This is a genomic window from Nocardiopsis alkaliphila YIM 80379 (genome assembly GCF_000341005.1).
GTDB lineage: Bacteria > Actinomycetota > Actinomycetes > Streptosporangiales > Streptosporangiaceae > Nocardiopsis > Nocardiopsis alkaliphila.
In genome coordinates this window covers 39,615-53,150 of sequence record NZ_ANBD01000088.1, presented here as the reverse complement: position 1 = coordinate 53,150, position 13,536 = coordinate 39,615, and the positions used below count along the sequence as shown (strand labels likewise).

Below are 13,536 nucleotides of genomic sequence, written 5' to 3'. Positions count from 1 at the left end.
CCCCCCCCCCCCGCCGAGCCCGCTTCATGCGGGGGCGTGGTGTTCTCCGTGCTCACTGGAGACCGACCTCGGAGAGGATCTCGGCGAACTCGTCGTGCTTCTCGTCGAGGAAGGCACCGAAGTCCGCACTGTCCTGGTAGGCGTCGGTCCAGCCGAAGGAGGCCGATTCCTCCTGCCAGGCCTGCGATTCCATCAACTCGGCGAACAGCTCCTCGTAGTAGGCGACCTGGGCCTCCTCCAGTCCGGCGGGGGCCATCACACCGCGCCAGATGTCGAAGGTGAAGTCGACGTCCTGCTCGAGGAGGGTGGGCACCTCGGGGTAGGCCTCGATCGTCTCGGAGGAGGAGACCGCCAGTGCGCGCAGATCACCGGAGGCCAGCATGCCTCCGGCCTCGCCGGCGCCCGTGACCGCGGCGTCCACGTGCCCGCCCAGCAGGGCGGTCATGGCCTCTCCGCCACCGTCGAAGGGGATGTAGCCGGCGTCGGAGGGGTCGGCGCCGCCCCCGCTCAGGGCACCGGCCAGGGCGACGTGGTCCATGCTGCCGGGACCGGATCCGCCGCCGACGCTGATGTCGCCCGGATTCTCGTTCACCTCGGCGACCAGGTCGTCGAAGGTCTCCATGTCGGAGTCGGCACGCACCAGGTACACCATGTAGTCGGTGGCGAGCCGGGCGATCGGCGTGAAGTCGGTGTGGTCGTGGTCGGAGTCACCGGCCATCGGCACCAGCAGGATGGGCGGGCTCGTCACGAACAGCTTGTGCGGGTCGGCCTCGTGGCCCGCGATGTAGGCCCAGCCGATCGCGCCGCCCGCGCCGGGCTTGTTGACGACCTGGACGGACTGGTCCACCAACTCCTCGCTCTCCAGCAGACGGGCGCTGGTACGGGCCAGGGTGCCCCAGCCGCCGCCGGTCGCGGCGGGCGCGGTGATCTCGATCGGCCGGTCGGGCTCCCAGGCGCCGTCGGCACTGGCGCTGTCGCCGGATCCGCAGGCCGAGAGCAACAGGGGCAGTACCGCCGCGCCCGCGGCCAACCGCAGAGCACGAGCGCGTGACATCCCGGTATCAGGTGTGGACGTCATGGGGGAGGCGAGTGTGATACGGCGCATAGTGTCTCCGTAGGGAAGGCACCGGTGGATTCCGGAGGTCGTGTGATGCGCCACACAGGCAAACAGAAGGAGACACCGGTGAGAAGCGTTGTGGTGTTTGTGCGGGCAATGGAGGTAATGAAGGTTGTGTTCGTAGTGGTCACGATGGGCACAATGGTCCGGCCATGAGGCCCGGAGGCCGCCGGCTCACCCTCGCCGGACAGTTCTTCGCCCTTCAACTCGGGATCATCGTCACCGTGCTGGTGATGGTCGCCGGGGTCTCCCTCGCCCAGTCCGACGCACGCCTGCGCCAGACCGAGGGACAGCGCATGCTCTCGGTCGCGGAGAGCACCGCGGCCAGGGACACGGTGCGGGTCGGCCTGCACGACCCGGGCCGGCGCGAGGTCCTGGCCCTGCTCGCCGAGGAGGCGCGCGCCCTGTCCGGGGCCGACCTGGTGGTGGTCCACGACCAGGAGGGCCGACCCCTCACCCTGGACCCCGGCCCCGTCGAGGACGACGAAGCGAGGTGGGACACGCCGGGCGTCACCACCGCCCTGGACGGGCGCTCATGGACGGGGGTCAGCGAGGCCGACGGCCGGCGCACGGTCTCGGCCGCCGTGCCGGTCATCGGAGAGGGAGGGGCGGTCCTGGGCGTGGTCGTCGCGGGGATGGACTACCCCCGAACCGGCGAGCTGCTGGTGCTGTCCACCCCGAACCTGATGGTCTACCTGGGGATCGCCAGCGTGCTCGGGGTGGCCGGCTCCCTGCTGCTCTCACGCCGGGTCAAACGCCAGACCCTGGGACTCGAACCCGACCAGATCACCCGCCTGGTGAAGCACCGTGAAGCCATGCTGTACGGACTCAAGGAGGGTGTGCTCGGGCTCGACGCCGACCACCGCGTCACCCTGGTCAACGACGCGGCCGTGCGGCTGCTCGGCCTGCCGCCCCACAGCGTGGGCTCGAACCTGGCCGACCTCGGCGTGCCCGATGGACTCAGGGACGTCCTCCTGGGCCGGGTACGCGGCAGCGACACCGTCGTGGCGACCAAGGACCGGCTGGTGGCACTCAACCGGATGCCCTTGGAAGCCGAGGGCCGTCCGGCCGGTTCCGTCACCACCATGCGCGACCGCACCGACCTGATGGAACTCCAACACGAGCTGGACACGACCAGGACCACCACCGAGACACTGCGCGCCCAGGCCCACGAGTTCGCCAATCGGCTGCACGTCATCTCCGGTCTGCTGGAACTGCGCGAGTACGGTGAGGCGGCCCGGTACGTCAGTCAGATCGGCGGCGCACGCGCCCAACTGAGCGCGGAGGTCACCGAACGGATCGGTGACCCCTCTTTGGCCGCCCTGCTCATCGCCAAGGCGAGCCTGGCCGCCGAACAGGGAGCGCGGTTGCGGATCGCGTCCGGCGCCCGGCTGGGTCAGGTGTCCGAGGAACTGGCCGCCGACCTGGTCACGGTGGTCGCCAACCTGGTGGACAATGCGCTGGACGCGGCCACCCAGGCCCAAGGGCCGGACCAGCGGGCCTGGGTGGAGGTGGACGTGGCCGGTGGTGACGGAGAGCCCGTGCGTGTGACCGTACGTGATTCCGGGCCGGGCGTACCGAGCGAACTCGCCGACGAGGTATTCCAGCACGGCTACACCACGAAGGAGGACGCCGGGCGCAAACGCGGCCTGGGGTTGGCGATCGTCAGTCTGGTGTGCGCACGCTGCGGTGGAGAGGCGACGGTCGCGGGGTCGGAGTTCAGCGCCGTCCTGTACGACCGGCACGACGAGGAGGAGGACGGGCATGAGCACGCGCCGAACCGGTGAGTGGGACGAGCGGACACGCGAGGTGGACGGGGAACCGACGGTCCGAACGCTCATCGTCGACGACGACTTCATGGTGGCGCGGGTCCACCGGGCACTGGTGGAGCGACTGCCCGGGTTCATCGTGGTGGGGGAGGCCCGAAACGGAGCAGAGGCCCTGGACATGGTCGCCAGGCTCCGCCCCGACCTGATGCTCCTCGACATCTACCTGCCCGACATGAACGGTATCGACGTGTTGCGCCGGCTGCGCGGCCCCGACGCGGGCGCGGACCTGCCCGAGGTCGACGTCCTGGTCATCACCGCGGCCCGGGACGGCGCCACGGTCCGCCAGGCGCTGCGCGGCGGGGCCGTGCAGTACCTCATCAAGCCGTTCGAGCCCGCCGAGCTCGTCGATCGGCTCCAAGGGTACGCACGACTACGCCGGGACCTGCAGGCCGAGGGCCCGCCCGACCAAGAGGCCGTCGACCGGGCGTTCGGCTCGGCGCGCCCGACCGAGCGCGGTGGTCTCCGCGCCATGCCCAAGGGGCTCACCCCGCAGACGGCCGACCTGGTCCGAAAAGCGCTCGTGCGGGTCGCGTTCGAGGACATGTCGGCGGCCGAATGCGCGACCGAGACGGGCGTGTCCCGGGTCAGCGCCCGCCGTTACCTGGAGTACTTCGTCGATCAGGGCCACGCGGAGGTACGGCTGCGGTACGGGACCGCGGGCCGCCCCGAGCGCCGATACCGGTGGTCGGGCGATCGATCCGGGGGAGGGGCTCCGGTCCGCTGAGGTGTCCGACCGAGTGGAAGGCCGGCGTCGCGATGAGTATTCTTCTCCTCGATGGCTTCGTCCAGACCGAGCACCTTTTCCATCTCCTGCTTGATCGGGTGAGTCGCCGCTGCCTCGATCTGAAGTCCCATGGCGCCTGAAACCACTGGCCGCTTACGACGAAACCAGGTTCACCGGTCACCGGCACCTTGGCCGGGACAGGGGTCAGGCACGCGAGCAGTGCTTGCACCGTTGGATCGCCACCCGTGAGGTATCGCCGTGGGTGGCCCTGAGAGGATGTGCTTCGCTGATGCGCAACCACTGTTCGGGACCGACTCGCGGGACCCACCCCCAACCCGTGTGTTCTCCGGAGCGGATCATCGTGTCGTCGTTGTGTTGGCAACCGGGTCGATGGGCCTTCTTGCTGGAGCCGATCAGAACGGTGTCGGGGCCGAACGAGGGAGTGTCCATGGTGGGCACGGTGCCACACGGTTCGGACGACGACAATCCCCGTCGACGGTCTTCGAGGTGGTCGGTGCGTTGACCGAGAGCTGCCACCCCACAGCGGGTCCGGCTTGGGCGGGCACCGCTAGCGTGACCGGTCGTGAACGATTCTGTACCCCCTCATGACTACGCGGCATGGATCAGGGACTACGCCAACCTCGTGAACCGGGTGCTCGCCCCAGTTCTCGAAGACCGGTCGGACTCGGCGGACGAAGGCACCGGCCTTGGGCCCCTGCTGCCGGAAGGCGGTCCCGGGGTCCAGACCGACGTTTTCGGCGGCCCGGAGCACTTCGTCCTCACCGGGGAGCATGGCCAGGCGGGGGACGTTGGCGAAGTCCACGTGCTGGTAGCGGATGTTCCATGAGCTACCGGACGCACGGAGGGATCGGGCCCAGGCCTCATGCCGTTCCTTGAGGGACGACAGTAGTTCGATGGAGTAAACGGCTCCGGAGTTCTTATCGGCCCTGCTGTGGCAAGAGGGACAGAGGAGCATCAGGTTCTCGACCGCGTTGCGCCGTTCGACGGGCATGGAGGGAACCGCCCGTGGTCCGTCGTCTGCCAAAGCGACGATATGCGCCACCTCGGCCGTGGGAAGATCCCCTCGTGTGCTCGTGTCCAACTCGCAACGACACAGGTGACACATGCCGTTGGAAAGTCGCCACGACTCCCTCTTCACCGGGTCGGCGACCCCGGGGTTCTTTCGGGTACTTATTCGTGCACGTCGTCTCGTTCGAAGTTCGACGGGATCCTAGCCGGTGTCGAGGACATCGGATTCCGTGGTGAGGGCCGAAACCGGGTTTCGGTGAAGCTTTCCGTGGCCGAAAGTGGCCACGCTGAGAAGGGCGAGGTGAGGGGGAACGAAGTTCGCCCCCGAGGGCTGGGCCGTGACGTTAAGCCGGGGGGACATATGGGAAGAAATCGAGTGGAAAACCCAGGGATGATTCCGAACCATATGCCCTCGAAAGGCCCCGTGTGACAAGAGAACCCCCGGTGATCGCATGAGCCCGATGGAACCTCCGCCCTGGCAGTTCCAGGTTCTGGGGACCTCCCCCTACGGCGAGGAGAGGGTGCTCGGAGGTGCCGTCCTGCTCGGCTCGGGCCTGGCGGTCACCTGTGCGCACGTGGTGGCCGGCGCCTTGGGCCATCCCCGGGAGGAGCGGTTCGATCCGCCGCGGGACAGACGAGTCCGACTGCGTTCCATCCTGGGCGGTGAGCACGAGATGTCGGTCAGCACCGACCTTTGGTCGAGCGGACCGGACAGCCGAGACCTGGCGGTGCTGCGTTCCAAGGCCCCGGATCTGGCCGGTGTGGAACTGCCGATGCTCTTCGATGGGGACGAACCGTTGCCCCGGGCCCCGCTCAGCGTGCTGGGCTACCCGGAACTGACCGGGTCCATGTGGGCGTCGGCGGTGTACCGAGGACGAGCGGGTCCCTCCTCGTGGTCGAGCCAGGCGGACATCGTTCCGGGAAGCCGCGTGCGGATCACCGAAGGCTACAGCGGCTGCGCGGTGCGCGCCGAATCCGGTGAGGTGGTGGGGATCATGCAGCAGAACCACCGATACGCGTGGGGCGTCGCGGGCGAACCATCCGACACGGCGTTCTTCCTCCCCCTGACCGCGATGCGAGGTCTGCGGGACACCGAGGATGGGGACGAGGTACCCGTCTCCATCCACCGGCTCATCGACGAGTCGATGTGTGGAGTGGACACCTATCAGTGCCTCCACGACTTTCTCGACCCGGTGTCATTGGGCGAGGTCTCCGCCGAGGAGTTCCTGACCCGACGCGAACTCGACCGCGTACGAGAGCGGCTGCACCGTGACACCAGTGCGTGGAGCCTGCTCATGGCGCTGTGGGAACTTCTGCCCCGACACGGGGAGCCGGCACCGGCCCTGGCCTGGGTGCACCATGTCCAGCGAACGCTTCGTCACCGGCGCCCGGTGCCTCCCTCGGTGTGGAGCTGGATCGTGCGGACCGCCGTTCGGGACCTGGGGCCTTCCTGGGAGGAACGGCTGGGAGGGGACCGACGTCGACGCCTGGAATCGGGTGAAGGCAGACAGAGCCCAATGGCGTGGGACGGGTCCCAGGACGCGAGGGCGGTGAACCGTCCACGGGTCGTGGCGATCTTCCACTTGGAACAGGTGGCTCGTGGATATCGGATGACCTTCGGGATCGCTCGCTGGACGGGGGAGGGGTACGAACTCAGACCTCAGGAGTCACAGGTGGTGTCGGAGGAGGCGATCTGTGACCGGATCAGCGCCCTTGTTCTGGCCGCGCGATCCAGGGGACTGTTCACCGTGCAGGAGGGGCCGGTCGGCTTGCGCCTGCTGATCCCCCGAAGCCTGGTGAACCTGCGCTTGGGGCGCACCCCGGTCAGCCGAGGGGTGCTGGCCTATCCGCCTCGGCTGGCGGTCAACTACGAGATCGTCTACCACGTGAGTGAGCGGGTCCGTGCCGCGGACTACCTCGACGCGGACCCTTCCTTGTGGAAACGCAGGTCACATCACCAGTCACTGGCCCCGCAGGTGCGGCACCGCAACGTACTCATGTCCTGGGAGGTTCCGTTGGAGGAGGTGGCGGACCGTCTGGGGGACGAGCATGTGACCGTGTGCGCGGTGGACTCCGATCACCAGGATCACACTCATGTTTTCGACGCGATTCTTCACCAAGGGGTGCCGACCATCGTCCATGGGCCACAAGAGGCGGTTCGTGAGTTGGTCGAGGAGTTGCTCCTCAAGGAGCCCGAAGCGCGTGTGGACGTGGGTTCTCTGGCCGGCTACCTGCGAGAAAGGTCGATTCTCCGGGCCGACACCAGGGACATATCACTCATTAACGATGGGTATGGAGATGATCTTCTGGAAAGGGTGTTGAGTATGGGTGAACTGTGACTCCAGGGCGACCAGATTTTATTTGTTTTAATATGGACATTTTCAGCGGTTCGATTTAGGTTATTAGCGCCGCTGGTGGCTTCCAAGAGTTGTAAGGTAAGCAGAGAAAAGTGTCCGGAGTGATACACGCCGTCGAGACGAGAGAGTTCATGGATGATCCGGTCCAGGGATACGTGGAGGCCCTGACAGATCTGAGACAGGGCCACCCCGGTCTCGTCGTCGTGCTTGATTCCGCTCCACTCATGGAAATCCACCACCACATCACCGGACCTCTGTTCGATTTGGTTCGTGACCTGGGTATTTCGGCCAGGCGGATCGACATGGGAGTGACAGAAGGTGATCGGGAGGAGCGGCTTCCTGGAGAGAACGATGAGGAGTTCGAAGGGCCACTGCTGATCATCAGTGACGTGCGAGGCCGTGCCTGGTCGGCTCCCGGGTTTCAGGAGCGGCTCCGTTCGCTGGCCCAGCGGGTTCCGATCGCGCTCTTGCACGTGTTCGGTTCCTCCCACCGGAACCTGAGCGTCATCGCCACCGAACCGATGCGGGTGGTGGCCGGTGAACGAGGCGAGACCACGATGCTTTCTTGGGAATCAGCACGTGCCGGAGAGACCGATCGTCCTCCTGTCGACGAAGCGGCGCATATCCCGATCTTGGAACCCTCCTTTGACCAACTCGCCGAATGGGCACGGGTCTTGTCCGGTCGCCTACGGACCTGGCAAGCCGACGTGTGGTCGCTGGACACCGCACCGCCTCCGCCGGAAGGGCATCCCGCATCGCTCACCCCCGCGGAGCGGGTCGATCGTTTCCTGTCCGCCTCTTCCTACGGAGCCCGCGAACTCGCGGTACGGCTGGCACAAGCGCCGGTGAACCTCGCCGTGGCCGAGGTGGTGCAGCGCACCATCCCCCGGCCAACCCCGCAGGTCTCCGCGTTCGCGGCCGGTGCCGAGGTCGCCGAAGTGCTGGGGGGAGCGTTGATGACGGGGGAAGCACCGAAGGCTCCGCTGAACGATCCTCGACGCGCATCGCTCGAATTCCGCCCCGGAGTGCGCAGGGAACTCTTGGAACGACTCGGGGCCATCGGCACCATGCGTTCGGTCTTCCACGCCTTGGGCATCGAGTTCAAGGACGTGTCGAACGTCTACGAGTGGCTGTCTCGGATCGAGACGGGGCTGCCCCGGATCCACGAACTCGACGACGCGGAGATCGAACTCGCCCGCGCGATCGTTCCCGCGCTCACGGAGATGCCCGGTGAGTACCGACGACTCGCGGTCCGTCTGAGCCAGGTGCTGGAAGGCGAGGATTCCTACTTTCCCCAGGCCCGGACCTTCGATCCAACCGCTGCGCAAGAGGAAGTGGATTTCGCCGTGACCACATACAACGCGCCCCAGCCACCGGACACGGAACAGAGGGTGTCCGTACGGTCCGTTCCCACGGTTTCGAAGGGCGTGCGACGACGCCCTTCCCGACGAGGGCTCGCCTTCCTCGGGGGCGTGCCACAGCAGAACCTCAACTTCACGGGCCGGGACGAGATCCTCGACGAGATCCATGAAACGCTCTTCGACCACCCGGGGACCACGTTCCTGCTCGCGGGAAGCACCGGCATCGGCAAGACCCAGATCGCGATGGAGTACGCCCACCGCTTCCGCGAGGACTACGACCTCGTATGGTGGTTCCAGGCGAACACCAGCGCGGAAATCCACCAGGCCTACCTGCGCCTGGCGCAACGTCTGGGAATCGAGGGCGCGGCCGGTAGCCCCGAACTCACCATCCAGGCGGTCAACGACGCATTGGACAACGAACCAGGGATCGGCGACTGGTTGTTGATCTTCGATGACGTGCCGGACCTGGACACACTGACGCCCGAACTGCTCCCGCTCGGTGGCGCGGGCAGGATCCTGCTCACCTCGCGGGACCAAGGATGGATTCACAGTGGCCGCGGCGGTGGTCGGATCATTCCGCAACTGACCATGGCGGAAAGTGTCGCGCTCCTGCGCAAGATCTGCCCCCACCGGCTGGAGGAGGACCGCGCCACGGCCGAACTGATCGCGGAGCGCCTCCAACATCTGCCGTTGGCGCTGGCTCAGATGGGGGCGTATCTGCGCGACTCACTGATGGGGACGGATGAGTTCCTGAACCAGTTGCGCGACAAGTTCGACCAACTCGTCGGTCACGTCGAAGCCGACGACCAGTACCCGTTGCCTCTCGCCGCGGCGTGGAGCATACAACTGGAGGACCTGCAACGAAGCACCGGAGCCCAACGCGAGACCAAGCGCTTGGTGCTGGAGTTCATCAAGCTCTGTTCGTTCTTCGCACCGCGCCCCCTGTCACGGGCGATCTTCCACCGTGCGCGAGGGCTCAGCCACAACCCGGATCTGTCACGGGTCCTGGGCGACGACATGATGCTGTCGAAGGTGCTGCGTTATGCCCATCGGCACAGCCTGGCCGAGTTCGACCTCCAGGACAACACCTTCCAGCTGCACGCGACGTTCCAGAGCGTGGTGCAGCATTCCATGAACGTCGAGGAACGCTCGCTCCAGCGCGCTTTGGCCCATCGCCTCCTGGCCCAGAGCGATCCCGTCGGGCCCAAGCAGGCCCAGAACCGCGCCGAGTACCTTCTACTGCTTTCCCACGTGATGGGATCGGGCGCTTGGCGAAGCAAGGACGCGCAGGTTCGCGGGCTGGTGATCAATCTGGCCGAGTTCCTGACCGAGACGGGCGACTACCGCACCGCGCTGACCCTCACACGTCACGCCCATGACGAATGGAGTGACAACCCGACTCACCGCTTTCGGGTGTGGAAGGTGCACGCCAGGTGTTTGCGACTCATCGGTGACAACGAGACCTGCCTGGTCGAGGCCGACCGTATGTACCAGGAACAGGCGGCTCTGGAGGGGCGGGACAGTGAGGAGGCGATGGACGCACGGACCGCCCGAGGGATCGCCCTGAGTAATTTGGGAGATTTCGAGGAAGCCGAGGCTATTTTCACGGAAGTTTACGAATACCGTCGGGAACGCTTCGGTGAGAATGATGAAGGGACCCTCCAAGCCGCGCACGACTTGGCCACCATCCTGCAACGACGCAGCCGCTTCGGTGAGGCGTTGGAAGTCGATCTGACGAACGCTGAACGCCGCAAGTACGCCTTGGGTGAGAATCACATCGACACCCTACGTAGTCGAATGTCCGCGGGTTTGACCCTGTTGGCCTTGGGCCGGTTGATCGAAGCAAGGGAAACACTGGAGGACTGTGTCAGGCGACTCGAGGCCATCGGCGCGGACGATGGTCCCAATGCTGTGGACATACCGTTGATGTTGGCGGTGATCTATCGGCGTCAAGGCGAATATGAAAAGTCCTTGGAATGCTCAGAAAAGGCGATGGACGACTATCGCCGATTCCATCTCTATGATTCCGCAGCATTTTTGTTCTGTCGTTCCATTCACATGGTGAGCATGGTCTTCAATGGGCGTGTAGGTGAAGCGGAAAGGGAAGCTGAGAAGGTGCTTTCCGTGGTCGATTCCCGTTATCGCGCCTACCATCCGTTCCCGTCGGTCACCCGAGTGAACGCCGCCATCATTCTCCGTGCCGCGGGTAAATTCAACCAGGCGCTGGAGCTGGACCGACAGGCGCTCGCCGCGTTGCGTGATTCCTACGGTGATGCGAGGGTCACCACCCTGCCAGTGCTCATCAACCTCGGAAACGACCTGTTCGGCCTCGGGCGAGTGCGGGAGGCTCGGGAGCAGGACCGAAAAGCCGAGGAGAGGTGTCGTGAGAATTTGGCTTCGGATCACGTATTTTTGATGATGGCTCGTCGAAACCACCTGATCAGTCGCCGGGCTCTGGGTGAGGACGTGGAACAGGAATGGGACCTCTTCCGGCAGGAGTGCGCCGATGTCTACGGAGCCGAACATGGTTACGTGGTGACCATGGATGAGTTTCGCAGGCTCGATTGTGATCTCATGCCTGTGGCCCGTTGACCAGAGCGGTGTGACTGGAGAAAAGCGAGCCATTCGTTTCGAGTGAACTCCAGCACGACGGTGTCGGGGTGGTGCGAATCCCGAAACCCTATGGAGGGGGTTCGATCCAATCGAACCTCACAACAGTCATGTGCAGGACCGGACCAACTCGATTTATTCCAAGACCTTGATTCTGGTGCGTATGTGTCAGGAAGTGGAGTGTGAGGTGGGTGGGGACGGAATGCCTGTGGGGAAGGAACCTTGTCGGTGATCTCCGATCGGGGCACGGCCATCCCTTCCGTGTCAGTTCGGTGTTCGACTAATATCGACTCCGGATGATGTGTACCACTTTACAGTCCGGGCGTTCCGGTCTGTTTGTCAAGTCCTTTCCGGAATCAGTTGAGTGGGGTTCTTGTGCAGAACGTGGTCGACTTTGTGATCGATGACGACGTGTCGATCACGATCGAAGCGACTCCAGTGCACCGGGTCGGGGTATCCGGGGTGTCACGTGACGGTGTTCGCCCCGAGAGGGACAGGGGTTTCAAAGCGATCGCCTCCCGAATCCGAAAAATCGCGGAGGCCGTCACCAAGCAGATGGACGAACTGTCCAAGGGGCGGGGCAGACCTGATGAGACCAAGGTCGAGTTCGGGATCACCGTGAGTACGGAGGCCGATGTCATCGTGGCCAAAGGGAGCGGGGAGGGCTCCTTCAAGGTGACGATGGTCTGGCGGGACAAAGACTGATCCGTGCCGGATTCGGCCCTCTCGACCTTGAGGGATGGAGCCCGCGCCTCTTTCGGTGGCTCGGACCCCATCGGTTCCAGTGCAACTGGTCGACGTCTCCTGCTGCGGGTCTGGGGCCGTCTTCGAGGCCCATGACCATCGCCATCGGATACACCGCGTTCACACGGGTGTCTCTACCTGCCCACTCGTTGGCGACCGTGCGTGAGGCGCCCAGAGGGGCCTCTACGTCTTGAAAAGGGGGCAAGGTGGTCTCGAGGGCCGCCCCCCGAGTGCTGAATCCTCGCAGCCTGCGCGTTGAGCCGGGAGGCCGGTGGTGCGGATGGTCGGATGGGATGAGTGCGGGCGGAGCCGGCGCCCTTCTCCCATGGCTGCTTGACGAACACGTACGTCCGCCCTTTGGGGCGGGCGCCGAGGTCGCTGGGACCTGGGCGCTACAAGGAACAGGAGACGACACCGGGCTCCAACAGGTCCCAACCGTCGAAGAAACCGGTGACCTGCTCCGGGGAGCGCGGGTGATAGGTGGCGGGACCCGAAGCGTTCCACTGCTCCACGGTGCTTTGCGCCCGCTCTTCGGCCACGGCGCTGGTCCTCTCCGTGGGATGGGTACCGCTACGACAACGTGGTCATCGCTTCCTTCTGGTCACGCATGCGGGTCGAACTGCTGGATCAACGCAGGTGACGGACCCGGCCGGGGGCGGTCAACGCGATCTTCGAGTACTTGGAGACCTTCCATGACCGCCGGTGCGGGCACTCAGCGATCGGCCGGCTGACACTCATGGAGTTCGAGAACAAGAAAGCGAGCACCGTGGCCTGAGAATTCGACAACACGTCTCCATCGAACTCAGTACGTGCCAGATCCTCCACCACACCTGGCACGAAACGACTATCTGGATACCCGCCTGAGTCCATATGCGCTGCCATGGGCCGGACCCGTTCACAGTCGCACGGCCAGCGTCACGTGGAGGACACCCGCCTGATCCCCGAGGGACGGCCACTGCGAGCTGCTCAGAACTCGATACCGTGGTCATCACCGTTGTCTCGGGAACCCCGGCTCAGGTTCGGTGTGCTCGCAGTGTTCTGTGAGCGCTTGCCGGATGGGATGCTCCCGACTTGGTCCAAACGCGCAAGCCTGAAGGTGTTGGACGAGGGCCGGCCGCTTTGGACGAGTTCGTTTTCGTGGTTCATGGTGTTCGTCCGCCTTAGGCGGTGGTGGTGTGGTGAGGGTTTCCAGGCCGGTCGGTCGGTGGTTTCGCGACTTCGATGAGAAGGATGAAAAGGTTCACGGGATCAGCCCGAACAACAGGCTTGTGAGGGAGTACAGGATCGCCAGTACCAAGGCTGCGCGTAGGACCAGTGCCGAGATGTCGAACACCCGGTCGACCCTGCGGAACCTGCGATTTATTTCCTGGATGTGCTGCCTCTTATCTGCAAGTCGAATTTCCAGCTCCCGTTGCTGATCTTCGAACCGCTTCTCCTCTTTTTCATAAACTTTAAGAAACTCAGAGATTCGTTCCTGGGCCTGTTGCGGGCTTACCTTGGTCTTGAGCTGTTCCGGATACTCGCTGTTGGGAAAGTATCCATAGATATTTTTTTCGCAGCTCCGAATCGCGTTCAGTCGGCGCTGGAATGATTCGCTGTAAATTTTCAGCTCCTGTTCTTTTCGTTCGCGAATCAGCCCAGTGGTGACCAGTTCTGCTGTTGCGTGAATGCGGCGGTTGCGTGCTTCGATGTGGATCGAATGCAATGTCAAAAGCGTTGGAACCGCAAACAAAACGAGAATGATATTGAAAATCATTTCAAGCAT

Annotated in this window: 12 protein-coding genes; 5 read left to right on the top strand and 7 right to left on the bottom strand. The window is 64.6% G+C overall.

From position 1 onward, the window contains the following. Nucleotides 1-52 precede the first annotated feature (52 nt). Nucleotides 53-1,105 carry a tripartite tricarboxylate transporter substrate binding protein gene (locus D472_RS0113310; RefSeq protein ID WP_239642966.1) on the bottom strand — a complete coding sequence of 351 codons (1,053 nt, stop codon included), beginning with the start codon at nucleotides 1,103-1,105 and terminating at the stop codon, nucleotides 53-55. A 164-nt stretch (nucleotides 1,106-1,269) separates the two neighbouring features. Here D472_RS0113310 and D472_RS0113300 point away from each other — a divergent pair, with 164 nt between their 5' ends. Further along, nucleotides 1,270-2,904 carry a sensor histidine kinase gene (locus D472_RS0113300; RefSeq protein ID WP_017604978.1) on the top strand — a complete coding sequence of 545 codons (1,635 nt, stop codon included), beginning with the start codon at nucleotides 1,270-1,272 and terminating at the stop codon, nucleotides 2,902-2,904. Beyond that, nucleotides 2,882-3,670, top strand: a complete 789-nt coding sequence (locus D472_RS0113295) for a response regulator (protein ID WP_017604977.1) — start codon at nucleotides 2,882-2,884, stop codon at nucleotides 3,668-3,670. The genes D472_RS0113300 and D472_RS0113295 overlap by 23 nt, the downstream gene beginning before the upstream one ends. 204 nt (nucleotides 3,671-3,874) lie before the next feature. Here D472_RS0113295 and D472_RS25510 read toward each other — a convergent pair whose 3' ends face one another. Both D472_RS25510 and D472_RS27160 read right to left on the bottom strand, forming a co-directional pair. Further along, complete coding sequence (locus D472_RS25510) at nucleotides 3,875-4,120, bottom strand: hypothetical protein (RefSeq protein ID WP_033303765.1); 246 nt, start codon at nucleotides 4,118-4,120, stop codon at nucleotides 3,875-3,877. Nucleotides 4,121-4,238: 118 nt separating this feature from the next. Beyond that, on the bottom strand, nucleotides 4,239-4,796 hold the full coding sequence (locus D472_RS27160; protein ID WP_017604974.1) for an HNH endonuclease signature motif containing protein: 558 nt from the start codon (nucleotides 4,794-4,796) through the stop codon (nucleotides 4,239-4,241). Nucleotides 4,797-5,151: 355 nt separating this feature from the next. On the opposite strand from D472_RS27160, the gene D472_RS0113275 reads away from it, so the two are divergent. Both D472_RS0113275 and fxsT read left to right on the top strand, forming a co-directional pair. After that, complete coding sequence (locus D472_RS0113275) at nucleotides 5,152-7,038, top strand: S1 family peptidase (protein ID WP_017604973.1); 1,887 nt, start codon at nucleotides 5,152-5,154, stop codon at nucleotides 7,036-7,038. 320 nt (nucleotides 7,039-7,358) lie between these two features. Beyond that, nucleotides 7,359-11,009, top strand: coding sequence for an FxSxx-COOH system tetratricopeptide repeat protein (fxsT, locus tag D472_RS0113270; protein ID WP_161625106.1), 3,651 nt, complete (start codon nucleotides 7,359-7,361; stop codon nucleotides 11,007-11,009). Here fxsT and D472_RS29520 read toward each other — a convergent pair. Beyond that, nucleotides 10,946-11,281: a DUF397 domain-containing protein gene (locus D472_RS29520; RefSeq protein ID WP_083903468.1), complete on the bottom strand. Its 336-nt coding sequence runs from the start codon at nucleotides 11,279-11,281 to the stop codon at nucleotides 10,946-10,948. The two genes, fxsT and D472_RS29520, sit on opposite strands and share 64 nt — an antisense overlap. A gap of 130 nt (nucleotides 11,282-11,411) precedes the next feature. Here D472_RS29520 and D472_RS0113265 point away from each other — a divergent pair, with 130 nt between their 5' ends. After that, on the top strand, nucleotides 11,412-11,732 hold the full coding sequence (locus tag D472_RS0113265) for a CU044_2847 family protein (RefSeq protein ID WP_026117657.1): 321 nt from the start codon (nucleotides 11,412-11,414) through the stop codon (nucleotides 11,730-11,732). A gap of 431 nt (nucleotides 11,733-12,163) precedes the next feature. Here D472_RS0113265 and D472_RS28180 read toward each other — a convergent pair whose 3' ends face one another. The 3 genes from D472_RS28180 to D472_RS0113250 form a co-directional block, all read right to left on the bottom strand. Further along, a complete protein-coding gene (locus tag D472_RS28180; RefSeq protein WP_017604970.1) occupies nucleotides 12,164-12,310 on the bottom strand; it encodes an SAM-dependent methyltransferase in 147 nt (48 codons plus the stop codon). An 88-nt stretch (nucleotides 12,311-12,398) separates the two neighbouring features. Then, entirely contained in the window at nucleotides 12,399-12,557 is a 159-nt protein-coding gene (locus tag D472_RS28430) for a hypothetical protein (RefSeq protein ID WP_161625104.1), read from the bottom strand. 454 nt (nucleotides 12,558-13,011) lie between these two features. Continuing rightward, entirely contained in the window at nucleotides 13,012-13,536 is a 525-nt protein-coding gene (locus tag D472_RS0113250) for a hypothetical protein (protein WP_017604968.1), read from the bottom strand.